This window comes from Kitasatospora sp. NPDC002227 (genome assembly GCF_040296285.1).
Classification (GTDB): Bacteria; Actinomycetota; Actinomycetes; order Streptomycetales; family Streptomycetaceae; genus Kitasatospora.
The window spans coordinates 37,449-55,418 of record NZ_JBEOWY010000035.1 but is presented as its reverse complement, the minus strand read 5'-3'; the positions used below and the strand labels follow the sequence as shown (position 1 = coordinate 55,418).

At 73.5% G+C, this 17,970-nt stretch carries 19 protein-coding genes; 11 read left to right on the top strand and 8 right to left on the bottom strand.

The features are described from left to right. Positions 1-62: 62 nt before the first annotated feature. The 7 genes from ABT095_RS26675 (at position 63) to ABT095_RS26645 (ending at position 6,835) form a co-directional block, all read left to right on the top strand. Positions 63-926, top strand: coding sequence for a dihydrodipicolinate synthase family protein (locus ABT095_RS26675; protein ID WP_350532076.1), 864 nt, complete (start codon positions 63-65; stop codon positions 924-926). Between the two features lie 88 nt (positions 927-1,014). Next, complete coding sequence (locus ABT095_RS26670) at positions 1,015-2,019, top strand: proline racemase family protein (protein WP_350532049.1); 1,005 nt, start codon at positions 1,015-1,017, stop codon at positions 2,017-2,019. A 138-nt stretch (positions 2,020-2,157) separates the two neighbouring features. Continuing rightward, the gene (locus ABT095_RS26665; protein WP_350532048.1) at positions 2,158-3,537 is read left to right on the top strand and encodes an aldehyde dehydrogenase family protein; all 1,380 of its coding nucleotides are present in this window, start codon (positions 2,158-2,160) and stop codon (positions 3,535-3,537) included. Further along, entirely contained in the window at positions 3,534-4,565 is a 1,032-nt protein-coding gene (locus tag ABT095_RS26660) for a proline racemase family protein (protein ID WP_350532047.1), read from the top strand. Before ABT095_RS26665 ends, ABT095_RS26660 begins: the two co-directional genes overlap by 4 nt. Continuing rightward, positions 4,565-5,491 carry an ornithine cyclodeaminase family protein gene (locus ABT095_RS26655; protein WP_350532046.1) on the top strand — a complete coding sequence of 309 codons (927 nt, stop codon included), beginning with the start codon at positions 4,565-4,567 and terminating at the stop codon, positions 5,489-5,491. Before ABT095_RS26660 ends, ABT095_RS26655 begins: the two co-directional genes overlap by 1 nt. A 53-nt stretch (positions 5,492-5,544) precedes the next feature. Further along, the gene (locus ABT095_RS26650; RefSeq protein WP_350532045.1) at positions 5,545-6,255 is read left to right on the top strand and encodes a GntR family transcriptional regulator; all 711 of its coding nucleotides are present in this window, start codon (positions 5,545-5,547) and stop codon (positions 6,253-6,255) included. Between the two features lie 76 nt (positions 6,256-6,331). Next, entirely contained in the window at positions 6,332-6,835 is a 504-nt protein-coding gene (locus tag ABT095_RS26645; protein WP_350532044.1) for a DUF3761 domain-containing protein, read from the top strand. A gap of 62 nt (positions 6,836-6,897) precedes the next feature. Here ABT095_RS26645 and ABT095_RS26640 read toward each other — a convergent pair whose 3' ends face one another. Together ABT095_RS26640 and ABT095_RS26635 are read right to left on the bottom strand one after the other, a co-directional pair. After that, the gene (locus ABT095_RS26640; RefSeq protein ID WP_350532043.1) at positions 6,898-7,590 is read right to left on the bottom strand and encodes an ABC transporter ATP-binding protein; all 693 of its coding nucleotides are present in this window, start codon (positions 7,588-7,590) and stop codon (positions 6,898-6,900) included. Continuing rightward, positions 7,587-8,660 (bottom strand): ABC transporter permease, encoded by a 1,074-nt coding sequence (locus tag ABT095_RS26635; protein WP_350532042.1) that lies wholly within the window; start codon positions 8,658-8,660, stop codon positions 7,587-7,589. Before ABT095_RS26635 ends, ABT095_RS26640 begins: the two co-directional genes overlap by 4 nt. Before the next feature lie 179 nt (positions 8,661-8,839). Between ABT095_RS26635 and ABT095_RS26630 the strand changes: the two genes are divergently transcribed. Genes ABT095_RS26630 through ABT095_RS26620 form a run of 3 tightly spaced genes read left to right on the top strand, consistent with a single transcriptional unit; the run spans position 8,840 to position 11,382 of the window. Continuing rightward, a complete protein-coding gene (locus tag ABT095_RS26630; protein WP_350532041.1) occupies positions 8,840-10,024 on the top strand; it encodes a sensor histidine kinase in 1,185 nt (394 codons plus the stop codon). Positions 10,025-10,038: 14 nt separating this feature from the next. After that, positions 10,039-10,671 (top strand): response regulator, encoded by a 633-nt coding sequence (locus ABT095_RS26625; protein ID WP_350532075.1) that lies wholly within the window; start codon positions 10,039-10,041, stop codon positions 10,669-10,671. Between the two features lie 42 nt (positions 10,672-10,713). Next, a complete protein-coding gene (locus tag ABT095_RS26620; RefSeq protein ID WP_350532040.1) occupies positions 10,714-11,382 on the top strand; it encodes a P-loop nucleotide/nucleoside kinase family protein in 669 nt (222 codons plus the stop codon). A gap of 67 nt (positions 11,383-11,449) precedes the next feature. Here ABT095_RS26620 and ABT095_RS26615 read toward each other — a convergent pair whose 3' ends face one another. The 5 genes from ABT095_RS26615 to ABT095_RS26595 all read right to left on the bottom strand — a co-directional run bounded on the left by ABT095_RS26615 (position 11,450) and on the right by ABT095_RS26595 (position 15,059). Further along, entirely contained in the window at positions 11,450-11,752 is a 303-nt protein-coding gene (locus ABT095_RS26615; RefSeq protein WP_350532039.1) for a hypothetical protein, read from the bottom strand. A gap of 54 nt (positions 11,753-11,806) precedes the next feature. Further along, positions 11,807-12,178, bottom strand: a complete 372-nt coding sequence (locus ABT095_RS26610; RefSeq protein ID WP_350532038.1) for a DUF6086 family protein — start codon at positions 12,176-12,178, stop codon at positions 11,807-11,809. 11 nt (positions 12,179-12,189) lie between these two features. Then, positions 12,190-13,278, bottom strand: coding sequence for a cell division protein ZapE (gene zapE, locus ABT095_RS26605; RefSeq protein ID WP_350532037.1), 1,089 nt, complete (start codon positions 13,276-13,278; stop codon positions 12,190-12,192). Between the two features lie 60 nt (positions 13,279-13,338). Further along, the gene (locus ABT095_RS26600; protein WP_350532036.1) at positions 13,339-13,950 is read right to left on the bottom strand and encodes an HAD family hydrolase; all 612 of its coding nucleotides are present in this window, start codon (positions 13,948-13,950) and stop codon (positions 13,339-13,341) included. Positions 13,951-14,138: 188 nt separating this feature from the next. Next, positions 14,139-15,059 (bottom strand): hypothetical protein, encoded by a 921-nt coding sequence (locus ABT095_RS26595; RefSeq protein WP_350532035.1) that lies wholly within the window; start codon positions 15,057-15,059, stop codon positions 14,139-14,141. 246 nt (positions 15,060-15,305) lie between these two features. On the opposite strand from ABT095_RS26595, the gene ABT095_RS26590 reads away from it, so the two are divergent. Then, positions 15,306-16,331, top strand: a complete 1,026-nt coding sequence (locus ABT095_RS26590; RefSeq protein ID WP_350532034.1) for a nitronate monooxygenase — start codon at positions 15,306-15,308, stop codon at positions 16,329-16,331. A gap of 109 nt (positions 16,332-16,440) precedes the next feature. Here the strand turns inward: ABT095_RS26590 and ABT095_RS26585 are convergent, their stop codons facing one another. Continuing rightward, complete coding sequence (locus ABT095_RS26585; RefSeq protein WP_350532033.1) at positions 16,441-17,907, bottom strand: aminopeptidase P family protein; 1,467 nt, start codon at positions 17,905-17,907, stop codon at positions 16,441-16,443. Positions 17,908-17,970 lie beyond the last annotated feature (63 nt).

The window sequence follows — 17,970 nt, the reverse complement described above, 5'->3', positions numbered from 1 at the left end:
ACAAGGGAGTTGTCCCCGTGTCTCTCGCTTCGCACGAGCCCGCCCGCCCCTGGCGCGGCATCATGGTCGCCACCACGCTGCCCCTGCGTGACGACCTGTCGGTCGACTACGACGCCTACGCCGAGCACGTCCGCTGGCTGATCGACTCCGGCTGCGACGGCGTGGTGCCCAACGGCTCGCTCGGCGAGTACCAGACCCTCACGGCCGAGGAGCGCGCCCGCGTCGTCACCACCGCCGTCGAGGCCGCCGGCGACGGCTCCCGCGTGATGCCCGGCGTCGCAGCCTACGGCAGCGCCGAGTCCCGCCGCTGGGCCGAGCAGGCCGCCGAGGCCGGCGCCGGCTCCGTGCTGCTGCTCCCGCCGAACGCCTACCGCGCCGACCACGCCGCCGTCCGCGCCCACTACGGCGAGGTCGCCAAGGCCGGGCTGCCGATCGTGGCCTACAACAACCCGATCGACACCAAGGTCGACCTCGTCCCCGAGCTGCTCGCGCAGCTGCACGGCGAGGGCTCGATCGTCGCGGTCAAGGAGTTCAGCGGCGACGTCCGCCGGGCGTACGAGATCGCCGAGCTGGCCCCGGGCCTGGACCTGCTGATCGGCGCCGACGACGTCCTCCTGGAGCTGGCGCTGGCCGGCGCCGTCGGCTGGATCGCGGGCTACCCGAACGCGCTGCCCAAGGCCACCGTCAAGCTCTACCAGGCCGCCGTCTCGGGCGACCTGGAGACGGCCCTGCCGCTCTACAAGTCGCTGCACTCGCTGCTGCGCTGGGACTCCAAGACCGAGTTCGTCCAGGCCATCAAGCTCTCGATGGACATCGCCGGCCGCCCCGGCGGTCCGGTCCGCGCCCCGCGCTTCGCGCTCTCCCCGGAGATCGAGAAGGCCGTGCGCGCCGCCACCGAGAAGGCCATCTCCGAGGGCCTGGTCTGACCGTCCCACGGATGAGAGGCCGGCTGCGGGGGCAGCCGGCCCTCCCGTACGCTCCTGAACCTGCCCGATCTACCAGGGGAGACCACCAATGCGCAGCCGTCACGTCTTCCACGCCGTCGACTCGCACACCGAGGGCATGCCGACCCGGGTGATCACCGGCGGCTTCGGCGTCATCCCCGGCGCCACCATGGCCGAGCGCCGGGTGCACTTCCAGGAGCACCTGGACCACTTCCGCACCCTGCTGATGTACGAGCCCCGCGGCCACGCCGCGATGAGCGGCGCCATCCTGCAGCCGCCGACCCGGCCGGACGCCGACTTCGGCGTGCTCTACATCGAGGTCTCGGGCCTGCTGCCGATGTGCGGCCACGGCACGATCGGGGTCGCGACGGTGCTGGTGGAGACCGGCATGGTCGAGGTGGTCGAGCCCGTCACGACGGTGCGGCTGGACACGCCGGCCGGGCTGGTGATCGCGGACGTGCACGTGGAGGGCGGCGCGGCCAAGGCCGTGACCATCCGCAACGTGGCGTCGTACGCGGTGGCGCTGGACCAGAAGATCGAGGTGCCGGGGTACGGGACGGTCAGCTACGACCTCGCGTACGGCGGCAACTTCTACGCGATCCTGCCGCTGGCCGAGTTCGGGCTGCCGTTCGAGCGGGAGCGCAAGCAGGACATCCTGGACGCCGGACTGGCCATGATGGACGCGATCAACGCGACGGCGGCGCGGCCGGTGCACCCCCAGGACCCGTCCATCCACAGCGTGCACCACGTCTACCTCGCGGCCCCCGGCTCGACCGCCGAGCACTCCCGGCACGCGATGGCCATCCACCCCGGCTGGTTCGACCGCTCGCCCTGCGGCACCGGCACCTCCGCGCGGATGGCCCAGTTGCACGCACGCGGAGAGCTGCCGATCGGGCGGGACTTCGTCAACGACTCGTTCATCGGCACCTCCTTCACCGGCCGCCTGGTCGAGGAGACCACCGTCGCCGGTCACCCCGCCGTGATTCCGACCGTCACGGGTCGCGCGTGGGTGACCGGCACGGCGCAGTACTTCCTGGATCCGACCGATCCGTTCCCGGCCGGTTTCCTGCTGTAACTGCTCAGAGCAACCACCTCAGGGGCGCGAGGAACGGCGCGCGCAACCGTGCACCTTCGTAGAGGGCTGGTCGCGCAGTTCCCCGCGCCCCCGGGGTGCTGCCCCACGAAAGTAGATCCCCCTCCCGGAGGCCTCGTCATGACCATCAGCTCGTACAACCCCGCCGACCCGTCCGACCTGGTGGTCTCCGTCGAGACGCCCGGCGCCTTCGGCGTCGAGGCGGCCGTGGAGCGGGCCCGTGCCGCGCAGCAGGCATGGGCCAAGCTGGGCGCGGCCGGCCGCGCCGCCGCGCTGGGCAAGGCCGCCGACGCCGTGGAGGCCCACGCCGAGGAGCTGGCGCAGCTGACCGTGCGGGAGGTCGGCAAGCCGCTGGCCGAAGCGCGGGGCGAGGTGGCCCGGACGGCCGCGATCTGGCGGTACTACGCGCAGGCCCCGTACGCCCCGACCGGGGCCGTGCACGAGCCGGCCGCCGGGGAGGGGCTGCTGCTCACCCGCCGCCGCCCGCACGGGGTGGCCGGGCTGATCACGCCGTGGAACTTCCCGCTCGCCATCCCGGTCTGGAAGGCCGCGCCCGCGCTGGCCGTCGGCAACACCGTCGTCCTCAAGCCGGCTCCCGAGGGCACCGCGTGCGCGCTGCGGATCGCCGAGCTGGCGGGCCTGCCCGAGGGCGTGCTGACCGTGGTCCCCGGCGGGGCCGAGGAGGGCGTGGCGCTGGTGTCGGCCACCGATGTGGTCTCCTTCACCGGCTCCACCGCCGTCGGCCAGGCCGTGATCGCGGCCACCACCGCGCGCGGCATCCCGGTGCAGGCCGAGATGGGCGGCCTGAACGCGGCCGTCGTGCTCCCCGACGCCGACCTCGCCCAGGCGGCCGGCCACCTGGCCGCCGCGATCGCCGGGTACGCGGGCCAGAAGTGCACCGCGACCAGCAGGGTGATCGCCGTCGGCGACGCGTACGAGCCGCTGGCCGAGGCGCTCACCAAGGCGCTGGCCGCCACGGCCGCCGCCGACCCGGCCGAGCCCACCACCGCGTGCGGCCCGGTGATCAACGAGGCCGCGCTGGACCGCCTGACCGGCGCCGTCGACTCCGCCCGCGCGGCCGGGGCCACCGTGCTCACCGGCGGCACCCGGGCCGACCGCCCCGGCTGGTACTTCGAGCCCGCGCTGCTCGAGAACGTCCCCGCCGGGCACCCGCTGCTCGCGGAGGAGTTCTTCGGCCCGGTCGCCGTGCTGCTGCGCGCCGCCGACCTGGACGAGGCGATCGCGATCGCCAACTCCACCCGGCACAGCCTGGCCACCTCGGTGCACACCCGGGACCTGGACACCGCGCTGGCCGCCGCCGACCGGATGGACGCGGGCATGATCCGGGTCAACGCCCCCTCCAGCGGCGTCGACTTCCACCTGCCCTTCGGCGGCTCGAACTCCGCCAGCTACGGCCCGCGCGAGCAGGGCCAGGCCGTGCTCGACTTCTACACCGCCAGCCGCACCGTCACCGTGCTCCCGGCCGGGACGCCCCGATGACGACCGCTCTCAACATCGCCACCGTCGACTACCACACCGCCGGTGAGCCCTTCCGGATCGTCACCTCCGGCCTGCCGCCGATCGTGGGCGACACCGTCGCCGAGCGCCGGGCCATCGCGCTCGGCGCCGGCGGCACCGCCACCGCCCCGCGCCCGAGCGCGCTGGACGACGTGCGCCGCCTGCTCACCCGCGAGCCGCGCGGGCACGCCGGGATGTACGGCGGCTTCGTGGTCGCCCCCGACGACTCGGAGGCGCACTTCGGGGTGTTGTTCTGGCACAAGGACGGCTACTCCACCGCCTGCGGCCACGGCACCATCGCGCTCGGCGCCTGGGCGGTGGACTCCGGTCTGGTCGCCGCCCCCGAGGACGGCGTGGCGTGGGTGCGGATCGACGTCCCGTCGGGGCGGGTGAGCGCCGCCGTGCACCGCTCGCAGGGCCGCACCACGGACGTGACCTTCCGCAACGTCCCCACCGCCGTCAGCGCCCGGGGCCTGAGCGTGGAGACCTCGCGCGGCAAGGTGCGGGTCGACCTCGCGCACTCCGGCGCCTGCTACGCCTCGGTCTCCGCCACCGAGCTCGGCCTCTCCGTGACCACCGAGGACCTGCCCGAGCTCACGGCGGTCGGCCGCGAGATCCGGGCCGCCCTCGCCGAGGAGCCCGCCACCCGGCACGCCACCGACCCCCGGCTCTCCGGCGTCTACGGCGTGATCCTGCACGAGGAGCTGCCGGACACCCTGGCGGGCCCCAACCAGCGCAACGTCACCGTCTTCGCGGACGGCCAGATCGACCGCTCGCCGTGCGGCTCGGGCACCTCCGCCCGGCTCGCCCTGCTGGCCGTCGAGGGGCGGATGGCGCCCGGCGACGTGCTGCGGCACGAGTCGGTCATCGGTACCGTCTTCACCGGCCGCCTGGCCGGCGAGCACCGGGACGGTGTGATCACCGAGGTGACCGGCTCGGCCCACCGCACCGGCGAGCACCGCTTCGTCCTCGATCCGCACGACTCGCTGGGAACGGGATTCCTGCTCTGATGTCTGTCGCCACCCTCCCCCTCACCCTGGGCATGCCGGAGGCCGTCGAGGCCCTCGAGCGCGTCCTGCTCGACGGCCTCGACCCCGAGGAGTGCCCGGCCCGCAGCAACATCCCCGTCCCCGCCGGAGAGCTGCTGCTGATGCCGGCCGCCTCCTCCGCCTACACCGGCGTCAAGATCGCCGGGGTGGTCCCGGCCAACGCCGCCCGCGGACTGCCCCGGATCACCGGCAGCTACCTGCTGCTGGACGGCCCCACCCTCCAGCCGGTGGCGCTGTACGACGGCGCGGCGCTCACCTCCCTGCGCACCCCCGCCGTGACGGCGCTGGCGCTGAAGCACCTCGCGGTGCCGGAGGCGGAGCACCTGGTGCTGTTCGGCGCCGGCCCGCAGGCGTACGGGCACCTGGAGGCGCTGCGCGCGGTGCTGCCGCTGACCAGGCTCACCGTGGTCGGCCGCAGCGCCGAGCCGGCGGCTGCTCTGGTGGCGCACGCCCGGGCGCTCGGTATGGCCGCCGAGGCGGGCACCGCGGCGGACGTCGCGGCGGCCGATCTGGTGGTGTGCTGCACCACGGCCCGGACGCCGCTGTTCGACGGCCGGCTGGTGCCGGACCACGCGGCCGTCGCGGCGGTCGGCTCGCACGAGCCGGTGGCCCGTGAGGTGGACACGGCACTGGTGGTGCGCTCCGCGCGGTACGTTGAGGCGCGGGCGGTCGCACTGCGGGAGGCCGGGGATCTCCTGGTGCCGATCGAGGAGGGGGCGATCCGTAAATCGGACGGCCTTGCTAATCTGTCAGAACTCGTCAACGGCAAGGCAGTTGTGCCGCACGACCGGCCGAGATTCTTCAAGAGTGTCGGGATGGCCTGGCAGGACCTGGCGGTGGCGGCGGCCCAGCAGGAGCTTTACACAATGCATGGAAATGCTCCATAATTGGCGAAACGTGACATTGTACAATGGTGTCCTAAAGACCCCGGAGGAACACCATGGCCGACCTCAAACCTCGCGCCCTCATTTCCGTACAGGAGCGGTTGCGCGACCAGGTCGCCCACGCCCTGCGAGCCGCGCTGATCTCCGGTGAGCTGCGCCCGGGGGTCGTCTACTCGGCCCCCGCGCTGGCCGCCGACTTCGGCGTCTCCGCCACGCCCGTCCGCGAGGCGATGCTCGACCTGGCCCGGGAGGGCCTGGTCGAGGCGGTGCGCAACAAGGGCTTCCGGGTCACCGAGCTGACCGAGCGGGACCTCGACGACTACACCGAGATCCGGGCCCTGATCGAGGTCCCGACCGTCGTCCAGGTCACCCGGACGGCCACCGCCGAGCAGCTGGAGGCCCTGCGCCCGCAGGCCCAGGCGATCGTCGCGGCCGCCCGCAAGCACGACCTGATCGGGTACCTGGAGTCGGACCGCCAGTTCCACCTCGACCTGCTCGCGCTGGCCGGCAACGCCCGCCTGGTCGAGACGGTGGGCGACCTGCGCAAGCGCTCCCGCCTCTACGGCCTGAACCGGCTCGACCAGCGCGGCGAGCTGGTCTCCTCGGCCGAGGAGCACCTGGAGCTGCTCGACCTGATGCTCGCCGGGGACACCGACGCCGTCGAGGCCTGCATGAAGCGCCACCTCGGCCACATCCGCTCCCTCTGGGCGGCCGGCGAGGACTCGGTGGTCGAGGAACGGTCGTCGCTGCGGCTCGGCGCCCGCTGACGGACATTCGGGACTTCTCGGCTCATTCCGCCGTTCCGACGGTATGAAGGTATGTCCACGGGTACTTTGCCGAATCATGACCCGTACTCCACTGCTCCCACGGGCACTCGCGATCGCCGCGGTGTCCGTGGCGGCGTTTCTGGCCACTGCCTGCGACCCGGTGGTGCAGCCCACCGCCACCGCCGGCGTCTCCGCCTCCGCCTCGTCGGCCGGGTCGAGCCCGGCGGCCAAGGTGACGATCCTGCCGGCACCCACGGTCACCCCGACCCTGCCCTCGCTGCCGCCGGTGCCGACCGCACTGCCGTCCCTGCCGTCCCTGCCGGCGGTGCCGACCACGCTGCCGAAGCTGCCCCCGGTACCGACGAGTCTGCCGAGCCTGCCCGCCGAGCCGACCGGGGAGCCGGGGCCGCGCGGCGGCAGCTGCGGCCACCACACCGTGGCCGTCTGCGGCTGGGACGTCGGCCAGACACCCGCAGTCCCGAACGAGATGGCCGAGTGCAAGGACGGCACCGCCTCGACCTCGGCCACCCCGTCCGGTACCTGCTCCAAGCACGGCGGCGTCCAGTACTGGTTCAAGTGAGCTTCAAGTAACGCCGGAGGCGGGGCACCGCCCGGTGCCCCGCCTCCGTCCGTCCCGCCGGCTCAGCTCAGGCGGCCGTCGTGCATCTCGAGGACCCGGTCGACCCGGCCGAGCAGGTCACGGTCGTGGGTGACCATCACGGTCGCCGTGCCGTGGGTGCGGGTCACCTCCGCCAGCAGGGCGACGATCTGCTCGCCGCGCTCGTGGTCCAGCGCCGAGGTCGGCTCGTCCACGAGCAGCACCGAGGGGCTGCCGAACAGCGCCCGGGCGATGTTGACCCGCTGGCGCTCACCGCCGGAGAGCTGGTGCGGGCGGCGCCCCTGCTTGGCACCGTCCAGGCCGACCGAGGCCAGCAACTCCTCGGCCCGGGCCCGCGCCTCGCGGACCTTGCCGCCCCGGACGGACTCCAGCACCAGCAGCTGCTCCAGCGCCGTCAGCGAGCCCAGCAGGTTCGACTGCTGGAAGACGATGCCCAGCCTCTCCCGCCGCAGCGCGGCCCGCGCCGCCGCGCTCAGCGCGCCGACCTCCTGACCGTCTATCAGCACCTCGCCGCTGTCCGGCCGCAGCAGGGTGGCCGCCACCGCCAGCAGGCTCGACTTGCCCGAGCCCGAGGGCCCGGCCACCGCGACGAACTCGCCCGGCGCGACCTCCAGGCCGACCCGGTCGAGAGCGGTCAGCCGCTGCTCGCCGTCCGGGTAGGTGAGCGTCACCTCGCGCAGCGCGAGGCCGGTACGGGTCTTCAAGGTGATGGTCATCGGTTGGCTCCGAGTGCGGCGAGGGGGTCGACAGAGGTGATCCGGCGCACGGCCAGCGCCGCGCCGAGCAGACCGAGCAGCACCATCACCGTCACCGGCACGGCCACCGTCGACGCGCCCACGTCGAACGGCACCGAGGCGCTCGCGAACACCCCGCCCACCGCGCCGACCAGGCCGCCGAGCAGGGCCCCGCCGACCAGCACGGCGGCGGCCTGCGCCAGCGCGTCCCGCACCAGGTAGGCGCTGCTCGCGCCGACGGCCTTGAGCACCGCGATGTCGGGCCTGCGCTGCACCGTCCAGACGGTGAAGAAGGCCCCCACCACCAGGGCGCTCACCGCGAACAGGAAGCCCTGGATCATCTGCAGGCTGCCCTGCTCGGCGTCGTAGCCGTTGATGCCGGAGAGCGCGTCGCCGAGCGGGACCGTCTCGGTGCCCTGGGCGTCGTCCAGCGCCTTGAGGTCCGCGCCGGAGCCGAGGACGAGGGCGAGCGCGGTGGGCTGGTTCTGCCCGCTCACCTTCTCCCAGGTGCCCGGGGTGGTCCACACCGTCGGGGCGTGCGAGAGCGAGCGCTCGGCGGTGACGCCGGAGACGGTGAGCGTGCTCGGGCCGACCTTCACCTGGCTGCCCACGGAGAGGTGGTACGTCTTCGCGGTGTCGGAGCCGACCACCACCTGGCCGTCGGCGGGGGCGCTGCCCGAGCCCATCGGCGGCAGCAGCGTCGAGCCGGTGCCGACCACACTCACCGAGGCCGCGCCGGCGTCGGCCGTCAGGCGGCTCATCGAGACGCCGAGCGGCTGCGCCGCCTTCACCCCGGGGGCGGCCGCGAAGGCGGCGGCCTGGGCGGGGGAGACGGTGGAGTTGGCGAAGTTGACCTCCGGCGTCGCGCCCGCCGGGGCACCGAAGACGATCCGGTCGGCCGGGAGCTCGGCGACGGTGGAGGAGGCCGCCGAGGCCAGGCCGCCGGTCAGCCCGTACAGGAACACGACCAGAGTGGTTATCAGGGTGACGACCGCGCCCATCAGGGCGAAGCGCCCCCGGGCGAAGCGGATGTCACGCAGCGCGACGAACACGGGAGTCCTTCCAGGAGGAAGCTTCGGATGCTGACACCAACCTTGTCGGCGCGCGCGGCCGGTTCCATCAGGGAGAGGAGGGGGACTCGACCCGTGCGGGGGATGCATCCGGATATCCATCGAACGGTTGATGCCGCGCCGTGCATCCGCCCTGCCCGGACCCCGTACCCTCGGAAGGCGTGACCGTCACCGCCCCACCGCACCCCGCCGCCGACGAGGGCACCCCCGCCCTGCGGCTGATGAACCTCGCCCTGCACGGGCTGTTCTTCACCCTGCTGGCCGTGCTGCTGGTGCGCGGGGTGGTCTCAGGCGACCTCGGCGCGGCCGGGCTGACCACCGCCGGTGCGCTCGCGGCGGTCTACGCGGCCGGCGGCGTCGCCGAGCAGGTGCGGACCAGCCGGCTCTGGGCGGGAGTCTGGTTCGGCGTGGTGGTCCTGCTGTGGATCGCGCTGACCCTGCTGCACCCCGAGTTCTGCTACCTCGCCTTCCCGCTCTACTTCGTCTGCCTGCACCTGATGCCCGCCCGCTGGGCCGTGCCCGCCGTGGTCGCGCTGACCGGTGTGGTGGTCGCCGCCCAGGCCGGCACCGACGGCGGGCTGACCCTGGCCAAGGTGCTCGGCCCCTTCGCCGGCGCGGTGGTCGCGCTGCTCACCGCGTACGGCTACGCGGCGCTGTACCGGGAGAGCCGGGCGCGCCAGCGCCTGATCGACGACCTGGTCCGCACCCGGGGTGAGCTGGCCGCCAGCCAGCGGGAGGCCGGCGTGCTGGCCGAGCGGCAGCGGCTGGCCCGGGAGATCCACGACACGCTGGCGCAGGGGCTCTCGAGCATCGTCCTCCTCGCCCGCTCGGCGGACTCGGCCCTGCTCTCGGACCCGGTGGCCGCCTCCGAGCGCATCCGCGAGGTCGGCCGGACGGCCTCGGAGAACCTCGCCGAGGCGCGGCGCTTCGTCGCCGCCCTCACCCCGCCCGCGCTGGACGACGCCACCCTGGTCGAGGCGCTGCGCCGGCTCGCCGTGGGCGCCGGGGCCGACTTCCACCTGGAGGGCGAGCCCTACCCGCTGCCGGTGGAGGCGGAGGTGGCCCTGCTGCGGGCCACCCAGGAGGCGCTGGCCAACGCGGTGCGGCACGCCGGTGCCGCCCGGATCGCGGTTTCGCTCGGATACCTGGACGACGAGGTGACGCTGGACGTGTACGACGACGGTCTGGGTTTCGACCCCGAGGCGCCCGCCCCGGGCTCCTTCGGACTGCATGGCATGCGGGAGCGCGTCGCCGCGCTCGGCGGCAGTCTGACGGTCGAGTCGGCCCCCGGGGAGGGGACGGCGGTGGCGGTCTCGCTGCGGACCCGTGCGGTGGTGGCGCAGTGACCTCCTCGGCGGCAGTGATCCGGGTGCTCCTCGTGGACGACCACCCGGTGGTGCGGCGCGGACTGCGGGCGATGGTGGACGACCTGCCGGAGCTGGAGGCCGTCGGCGAGGCGGGCGACGGGGCGGAGGCGCTGCGGGTGCTCGACTCGCTGCCCTCGCGGCCGGACGTCGTCCTGATGGACCTCCAGATGGGCGCCGGCATGCACGGCGTCGAGGCCACCCGCCGGATCACGGCCCTGCCCGACCCGCCGGCCGTCCTGATCCTCACCACCTACTCCACCGACGCCGACATTCTCGCCGCCGTCGAGGCCGGCGCCACCGGCTACCTGCTCAAGGACGCCCCGCCCGAGGAGGTGGCCGCCGCCGTCCGCGCCGCCTCCCGCGGCGAGACCGTCCTCGCCCCGCCGGTCGCCGCCCGCCTCCTCGGCCGCGTCCGGGCCGGCCGCCCGACCCTCTCCCCCCGCGAGGCCGAGATCCTCCAGCTGCTCGCGGAGGGCCTGGCGAACCGTCAGATCTCCAAGCGCCTGTTCATCAGCGAGGCCACGGTCAAGACCCACCTGGTCCACATCTACGACAAGCTCGGCGTGGACTCCCGTACGGCCGCCATCGCAGCCGGACTGACCAGCGGTCTGATCCGGCCCGCCTGAATCCGGTTGAGCGGCGGAGGCGGAGGCGGCTTGACTACGGGGATGCAGAACGAACTGTGGCAGCGCATCCCCGCCGAGGTCCGGCCGGACGTGGAGCGGCTGGTCCGGGCTGACCGGAGCATCCAGGCGATCCGGTTGATGATGGAGCAGGCGACGCCGGCTCCCGCCCTCCGCGAGTGCATCGAGCTCCTGCAGGACCTCCTCGACCCGCCGCGCGTGCCGAGCACGGTGGTGCTGATGTGCGGGCCGCCGGGGGCCGGCAAGACCACGCATGCCAAGGCGCTGGAGCGCTGGGGGTACGTCCGGCTGTCGATCGACGAGGTGGTGTGGGAGCGGCTCGGGGGCCGCGACGCCGGGGTGGTGCTGCCGCAGGCCGAGTGGGACGCGCTGAAGGAGGAGGTGCGGGCCGAGCAGCGGCTGCGGCTGGTCGAGCTGATCCGGGACGGGCGGGACGTGGTGGTCGACTACAGCTTCTGGAGCCGCGCCGCCCGCGAGGACTACAAGACCCTGGTCGAGAGCCACGGCGCCCGCTGGCAGCTCCTCCACCTCAAGGCGGACCGGGCGACGCTGGAGCGCCGCATCGCCGCCAGGAACCTGGAGAGCGGCCCGAACGCCGTCACCCTGGACGCTGCCCTGTTCGACCGCTACCTGGCCAACTTCGAGGAGCCGGTGGGCGAGGGGGAGACGGTGATCGGCGCCTCGGAGGCGTGAATCCGCGCGGAACGGACCAGGCCCAGCAGGCGTAGGAGGTCGGGGTGGTGGGCTTCCCAGGAGTTGGTCACGGCCCCATCACCAGCGGCGAACCGTTGGCGCGGGGCGTCCAGCCGTCAGCCAGGGCGGCCCGGATGCCGGCGGCGACCTCGCGCGGCAGCACGACCTCCGCCGGGGTCTCGGTCGGTCGGGCGACGACAGGCCGGCCGGTGTCCACGACGAGCGTGGTGCCGGGGTGGGCCGCGTCCTCCACCGCGTAGCCCAAGGTGGTGGGGTCGTGGCTGCAGCACCAGTGCTTGCTGCTCACCCGCCAGCGGTACTCGACACCGTCGACGACGATGCGGCGGGATCCCTTCCTCGCCAGTGCCACGTGCCGTTCCTCTGCTTTCTCCTCGTGGTGGACGTTTTCGGGTGGACGTCTTCGTCAGCGTGCCATGCAGCGGTCCAGGTCCCGCACCTTGCCGCGAAGTACCTCGACCCGGTCCGGGGAGCCCGGTTCCGCCCACCGGATCTCGACGCCCGCCCGCTCGGCGAGGGCCAGGACGGCGAGGAGGAAACCCTCGGTCAGGGCCCGGACCACGGCGTGGTGGGTCCGGAGGTCCTTGGCGAGGAGGGTGTTGGCGAAGACGCCGAGAGCGGCCGGGTCGACCTGGCACTCGTCGTTCTCCATCGGGCCGATGCCCGACGGAAGGCCGAGTTCCTCCTCGAAGACGGCGAGTTGACGCAGGAACAGCAAGGACGCTCCGTTGGACGGGTTCCAGAGCGTCTCGTGGCCCAAGTCGTAGTACTGGCTCACGGCTCGTCAGCCTAGGTTGTCCGGGCGTCGGTACGCACCGGGGATTCCGGCCGGTGGAGGAGGGCGAGGCGGCTGGCGGTGCGGTCGAGGTCGCGCATGAGGGTGGCCGTGGGGGAGAGGCCGGCGAGGGGGTCGGCGCCGATCAGGACGAGGCGGATGTCCCGGTCGCAGCAGACGTCGACCAGGTTGGCGAAGCGGCGGCGGGCGTCGGGGGAGGCCTCGGTGAGGGGCGGGACGCCGTCGAGGACGAGGGTGGGGAAGCGGTCGGCGAGGGCGAGGTAGTCCGTCACGGCCGTGCGGCCTTCACAGAGGTCCTGGAAGCCGAACCAGGCGTGGTCGGGGCGGACGGCCCGGGCCGGCAGTTCACGGTGGTGGGCGGTCACCGTCCCGGCTTCCTCGGGCCGGGGCGGGGTGAGACCGCTGCGGGTCTCCTCACCGGGGCGGAGAAGGGCGCCTTGGCCGAAGCCGTGAGTGCCGCTGGGGCGGTGCTGCCGGAAGTCGACCGGGCCGGAGACGTCGAGGACGTCCATCCGCTCCTCGATCAGGCTGATCGTCGGTTCGAAGAGGTGGTGGTACAGCGGGTCGGGCATCAGCCCGGCGGGCGGGTAGTTGGAGGTGGTGATCAGGGTGATGCGCCGGTCAAGGAGGGTCCGCAGGAGCCGGGCGACCAGCATCGCGTCACCCGCGTCGTGGGCGTGGAACTCGTCGAAGACGAGGACGCGGCAGTCGCCGAGCAGCTCGTCAACGGCCTGGTCCACCGCCGCGCCGTCCGTGGCCGGGCTCTCGGCGTGGTGGGCGACGCCCTCGTGCAGCCGGCGGAAGAAGTCGTGGAAGTGCAGCCGCCGCTTGCGGGCGGTCGGCAGCCCGTCGAGGAAGGTGTTCACCAGCCAGCTCTTGCCCCGGCCGACCGGGCCCCACAGGTAGAGGTGCCGCGGCCTACCGGGCAGCCGCCAGGCCGGACGGGCCAACTCACCGGCCAGCCTGCTGAGCCGTTCGACCGGGAGTTCCTGGGCGGGGTCCAGCGCGAACCCGTGCTGCTCGGCGGCCCGGTGGAAGTGCCCACGCATTGCTTCGTACTGCTTCTGCACCCTGTCCGTCACGGGTCCGGACCCTAGCAGGCAAGATCATCAGGGCAGCCAGGCCGATGGATTGCTGTCAGGTCAGCCGGTCTCGGCGGTGGCGGGGCCTCGGCGGAGCCCGTCCAGTGCGGCACTCAGTCCGGCGGCATCGCTGAACCGGAGCGAGGCGATCCCCAGCCTCCGGGCGGCTGCCACATTCGCGGCCTTGTCGTCGACGAACAGCGCTTCGGCCGGAGCACAGCCCATCGCGTCGAGCGCCCGGGTGAACACCCTCGGGTCGGGCTTGGTGGCCCCGAACCGGCAGGAGAACAGCAAGGAGTCGAACCGGGAACCGACCTCGGGAAACACCTGGGGGAGCGCGGCAAGAAGCAGGGGGTCGTTGTCGGAGAGGAGGGCCGTGCGGAGCGGACGCAGCCCGTCGATCAGGTGCAATACCTGCAGGTCCGGCTCGAAAGCGCGGCACCAGAGCTCTTGGAGCTCGGCGAGGCTCCCGGGATATCCCAGCCGGTCCGCCACCGTGCGGTGGATCGCCGCGGCAGAGTCGCGCCCGAGATCCCACCGTTCGATGAGCCCGGAGGTGTAGAGCACGTCCTTCACCTGGTCGGCGCTCAGGTCGCACGCAGTGCCCAGTGCGTCGAGCCGCTGCTGCGGGAGGAATCGGCAGACCACGCCCCCGAGGTCGAAGAAGATCACCTTTGGCTGCATGCGCCGACAGTAGCGAGACCCCGCCCGACCGGACCGGGCGGCCCCGGTGACGGGCCGTCGGACGGTCCGGCCCAGGTGTGGGGCCTGTGCCGCCGAGCCGTCCGAAGGGCCTCGACCGGTGGGTCGAAAGGCCGTTCCGGACGGCCCGGAGGCCAGGCAGTCAGTACGTCAGGGCGTCAGCCGTGGGTGACGCACTTGTTGGCGCTGTTGGACCACAGGCCCTGGAGGTCGAAGGTGCCGGTGGAGAGGGTGACGTAGGAGTCCATCTGCTCGCACTCGTCGCCGATCTCGCCGCCGCCGCCGTTCCAGCCGATCGAGGGCCAGAAGTCGGTGACGGTCTCGGCGTACTCGTGCGTCTCGGTGGACTCGATCCCCGACAGCAGGCGTCCGTCGGTGAAGGTGGTGCAGCCGCCCGCGCCGGTGTCGGGGACGTACGGCAGGTTGGTGTAGGCGAGGGTGCCGTACGCGGAGCTGGTCTTGTCGTGCCAGGCGCAGAAGCCGGAGCTGGGGAAGCCGTCCGGGTGGGTGCCGGTGGCCGAGAGCACCACGTACTGGGCGTTGAGGTTCGGCGTCTGGGTGGTGTTGCCGAAGTGGGCGGCGGCGTTGGCGGCCTCGGCGCCGATCTGGGCGGCGGTGGCGCTGCCCGGTGCGGCGGCGGAGTTGTCGAACCAGACGCCGGCCAGCGGGGTGCTGGTCGGGTGGTTGATGTGGGTGCCGCCGGTGCCGCAGGTGGAGGTGCCCTTGGCGAGGCCCTCGCAGTACTGGTTCATGATGGTGCCCCAGGTGTCCTGGCTGCCGTAGAGGCCCTTGAACATGTTCTGCATGTCGGTGGCGACACCCGCCGGGTCGGAGGACCACTGCGAGCCCCAGAAGACCAGGTAGACCTTCGGGTTGGGGGAGACCACGCCGGTGGCGGCGCTGGAGCCGAGCTTGAGGGTGTTGGTCGACCGGGCCGCGGGCTGCAGCTGCTTGGCGGCGTGCAGTGGCTTGAGGCCGTGGTGGGCGGCTGTCTGGCTCGCGTCGGCCTGCCCGGTCAGGGTGAGCGAGAGGGCGGCCACGGCGGTGGCGGCCAGGGCGGCGAGAGGGCGAAGACGCACGGAATTCTCCCGTTGAGGGTGAGGGTGTGGGGGTTGAACGGGGTGCGTGGTCGGGCGCGAGTCACCCAACCAGCCGGGGCGGCGCGCGTCCAGAGGTCGGACGCCGATCGGCGGGAGATTTTGCTGCGTCTATGCCAAACCGACGGAAGTATGTCGGTACTGGCGGGGACCGGCACCAGAATCTGCGGATGCGGCGGCCCGGCTCGTACGCTGGACACGTCAGCGGGTACGGGAGGAGCGGGGAGCATGGCAGAGGGATTGGCCGGGCTTGCGGTGCCGGTGATCGCGGCGCCGATGGCCGGAGGGCCGTCCACGCCGGAGCTGGTGGCGGCCGTGAACGGGGCCGGCGGGCTGGGGTTCCTGGCGGCCGGGTACAAGTCGGCTGCGGCGATGGCCGAACAGATCGCTGCCGTAAGGAAGTTGACGGACCGTCCGGTCGGGGTGAACCTCTTCGTGCCCGGCGGTCCGGGCGAGGACGCGGCGGTGCCCGGCTACCGGGAGGTGCTGCTGCCGGAGGCCGGGCGCTGGGGTGTCGAACTGCCCGCGGCCGTCCGGCCGGACCGGGACGGCTGGGAGGCCAAGCTCGCGCTGCTGACGGCCGATCCGGTGCCGTACGTGTCCTACACCTTCGGCCTGCCGACGGCGGCGGAGGCCGCCGCCCTGCGGGCCGTCGGCACGGTGCAGATCGGGACGGTGACCAGTGCGGCCGAGGCCCGCGCCGCCGAGGCGGTCGGGATGGACGCCCTGTGCGTGCAGGGCCCGGAGGCGGGCGGCCACCGGGGTACGCACCAGGTCGCGGACGAGCCGGGGAGCACCCCGCTGCTCCAACTGCTCGGCGAGGTACGGGCCGTGACGCGGCTGCCGCTGATCGCGGCGGGCGGCCTCGGGGACGGCGGGAGAATCGCCGCGGCGCTGGCGGCCGGAGCGGCGGCGGTCCAGCTCGGCACCGCCTACCTGCGGGCGGACGAATCGGGCGCCTCGGCGGCGCACCGGGCGGCGCTGGTCGCCGCCGGGAGTGCCACCGTGGTGACGCGCGCCTACACCGGGCGGGCGGCCCGGGGGCTGCGGAACGCCTTCATCGACCGGTACGGGGCGTCGGCCCCGAAGGCGTACCCGGCCGTTCACCACCTGACGGCGCCGATCCGCGGCGCCGCCGCGAAGGCCGGCGACACGGGGACGATGCACCTGTGGGCCGGCACGGCCCACGCCCAGGCCCGGACGGGCCCGGCGGCGGAGATCACCGGGGAGCTCTGGCGGGCAGCTCAGGGGTGAGTTGCACTGTCTGGGGGCGCGGGGAACTGCGCGAAGTCGGAAAGCGACAGGCCCGCGCCTGCCGCGCTCGCGCAGTTCCCCGCGCCCCTGAGGAGCTACCCCTGAAGGATCACCCCAGCAGGTTCGCCATCCAGGACTCGATGGCGTCCGGGGTGCGGGGGAGGGCGCTGGACATCATCCGGGCGCCGTCGGCCGTGATGATGAGGTCATCCTCGATGCGGATGCCGAGGCCGCGGAGCTCGGCCGGAAGGGTCTCGTCGTCGGCCTGGAGGTAGAGGCCGGGCTCGACGGTGAGGACCTGGCCCTCCTCGAGGACGCCGTCCAGGTACGTCTCGGCGCGCGCCTTCGCGCAGTCGTGGACGTCGAGGCCGAGCATGTGGCCGGTGGAGCAGAGGGTGTAGCGGCGGAAGAGGCCGCTGTCCTCCTGGAGGGCCTCCTCGGCGGAGACGGGCAGCACACCCCAGTCGGCGAGGCCGTGGGCGATGACCCGCATGGCGGCCTTGTGGAAGTCCCGGAAGGAGGCGCCGGGCCGCAGCGCCGCGATGCCGGCGTCCTGGGCGGCCAGCACCAGCTCGTACGCCTGGCGCTGGACGGGGGAGAAGGTGCCGCCGATCGGCAGGGTGCGGGTGATGTCGGCGGTGTAGAGCGAGTCGGTCTCCACGCCCGCGTCGAGCAGCAGCAGATCGGCGGGGTTGAGCTTGCCGTCGTTGCGGATCCAGTGCAGGACGGTGGCGTGGGCGCCGGAGGCGACGATGGTGTCGTAGCCGACGCCGTTGCCCTCGGCGCGGGCCCGCGCGTTGAAGGCGCCCTCCAGCCAGCGCTCGCCGCGGTGGTGCCGCAGGGCGGCGGGCAGCGCGCGGACGACGTCCTCGAAGCCGGTCACGGTGAGGTCGACCGAGAGCTGGAGCTGCCCGACCTCCCAGGCGTCCTTGATCAGGCGCAACTCGGAGAGGGCGGAGGCCAGTTCACCGTCACCGGCAGCGGGAACAAGGGCGGAGCGCCCGGCCAGGGCGTCGACCACCGGGTCGGCGCCGGCGAGCAGGCGGGTGGTGGGCTGGGGGCCGGTGAACAGCTTCTCCAGGTCGTCCAGGTGGGCGGTGCGGATGCCGGTGAGTTGCTCGGCCTCCCCCAGGTCGGCGCGGCGGCCGACCCAGAACTCGCCGTAGCGGCGGTCGCGGTAGAACTCGGCGCCGTAGGGGCTGCCGCCGCCGCGCGGGGAGCGCGGGCGCAGGTAGAGGACGGGCTCGCCGGTGGGCTCGACCACCAGGACGTGGCCGACCTGCTCCTCGCCGGTGAGGCCGGTGAGCCAGGCGTAGGCGCTGTGCGGGCGGAAGCGGTAGTCGCAGTCGTTGCTGCGCACCTTGAGCTGCCCGGCCGGGACGACCAGGCGCTCGCCGGGGAAGCGGGCGGCGAGCCTGGCCCGGCGGGCGGGCATGACCTCGTACCCGTTGACCCGGTCGGTGGCGGGCAGCGGGGTGGTGGCCCAGCCGGTGCCCATGAAGGCGTCGAGCGCCTCGGAGACGGGCAGGTCGTGACTGCCGGTGTTCAGCTGGGGGGTCTTGGGAGCGGTGGTCACCGAGGGGGCTCCTCTGCCGTGGGTGCGGGGTCGAGTGGGGGTGAGCTGCACCGATGCGGTTGT

Excerpts from the sequence above, each read along its gene's own strand:
- ABT095_RS26620 (WP_350532040.1), top strand. The coding sequence starts at position 10,714 with ATGCAGAACGAACTGTGGCAGCGCATCCCCGCCGAGGTCCGGCCGGAC.
- ABT095_RS26645 (WP_350532044.1), top strand. The coding sequence starts at position 6,332 with ATGACCCGTACTCCACTGCTCCCACGGGCACTCGCGATCGCCGCGGTG.
- ABT095_RS26675 (WP_350532076.1), top strand. The coding sequence starts at position 63 with ATGGTCGCCACCACGCTGCCCCTGCGTGACGACCTGTCGGTCGACTAC.
- ABT095_RS26660 (WP_350532047.1), top strand. The coding sequence starts at position 3,534 with ATGACGACCGCTCTCAACATCGCCACCGTCGACTACCACACCGCCGGT.
- ABT095_RS26670 (WP_350532049.1), top strand. The coding sequence starts at position 1,015 with ATGCGCAGCCGTCACGTCTTCCACGCCGTCGACTCGCACACCGAGGGC.
- ABT095_RS26590 (WP_350532034.1), top strand. The coding sequence starts at position 15,306 with ATGGCAGAGGGATTGGCCGGGCTTGCGGTGCCGGTGATCGCGGCGCCG.
- ABT095_RS26655 (WP_350532046.1), top strand. The coding sequence starts at position 4,565 with ATGTCTGTCGCCACCCTCCCCCTCACCCTGGGCATGCCGGAGGCCGTC.
- ABT095_RS26650 (WP_350532045.1), top strand. The coding sequence starts at position 5,545 with ATGGCCGACCTCAAACCTCGCGCCCTCATTTCCGTACAGGAGCGGTTG.
- ABT095_RS26640 (WP_350532043.1), bottom strand. The coding sequence starts at position 7,590 with ATGACCATCACCTTGAAGACCCGTACCGGCCTCGCGCTGCGCGAGGTG.
- ABT095_RS26665 (WP_350532048.1), top strand. The coding sequence starts at position 2,158 with ATGACCATCAGCTCGTACAACCCCGCCGACCCGTCCGACCTGGTGGTC.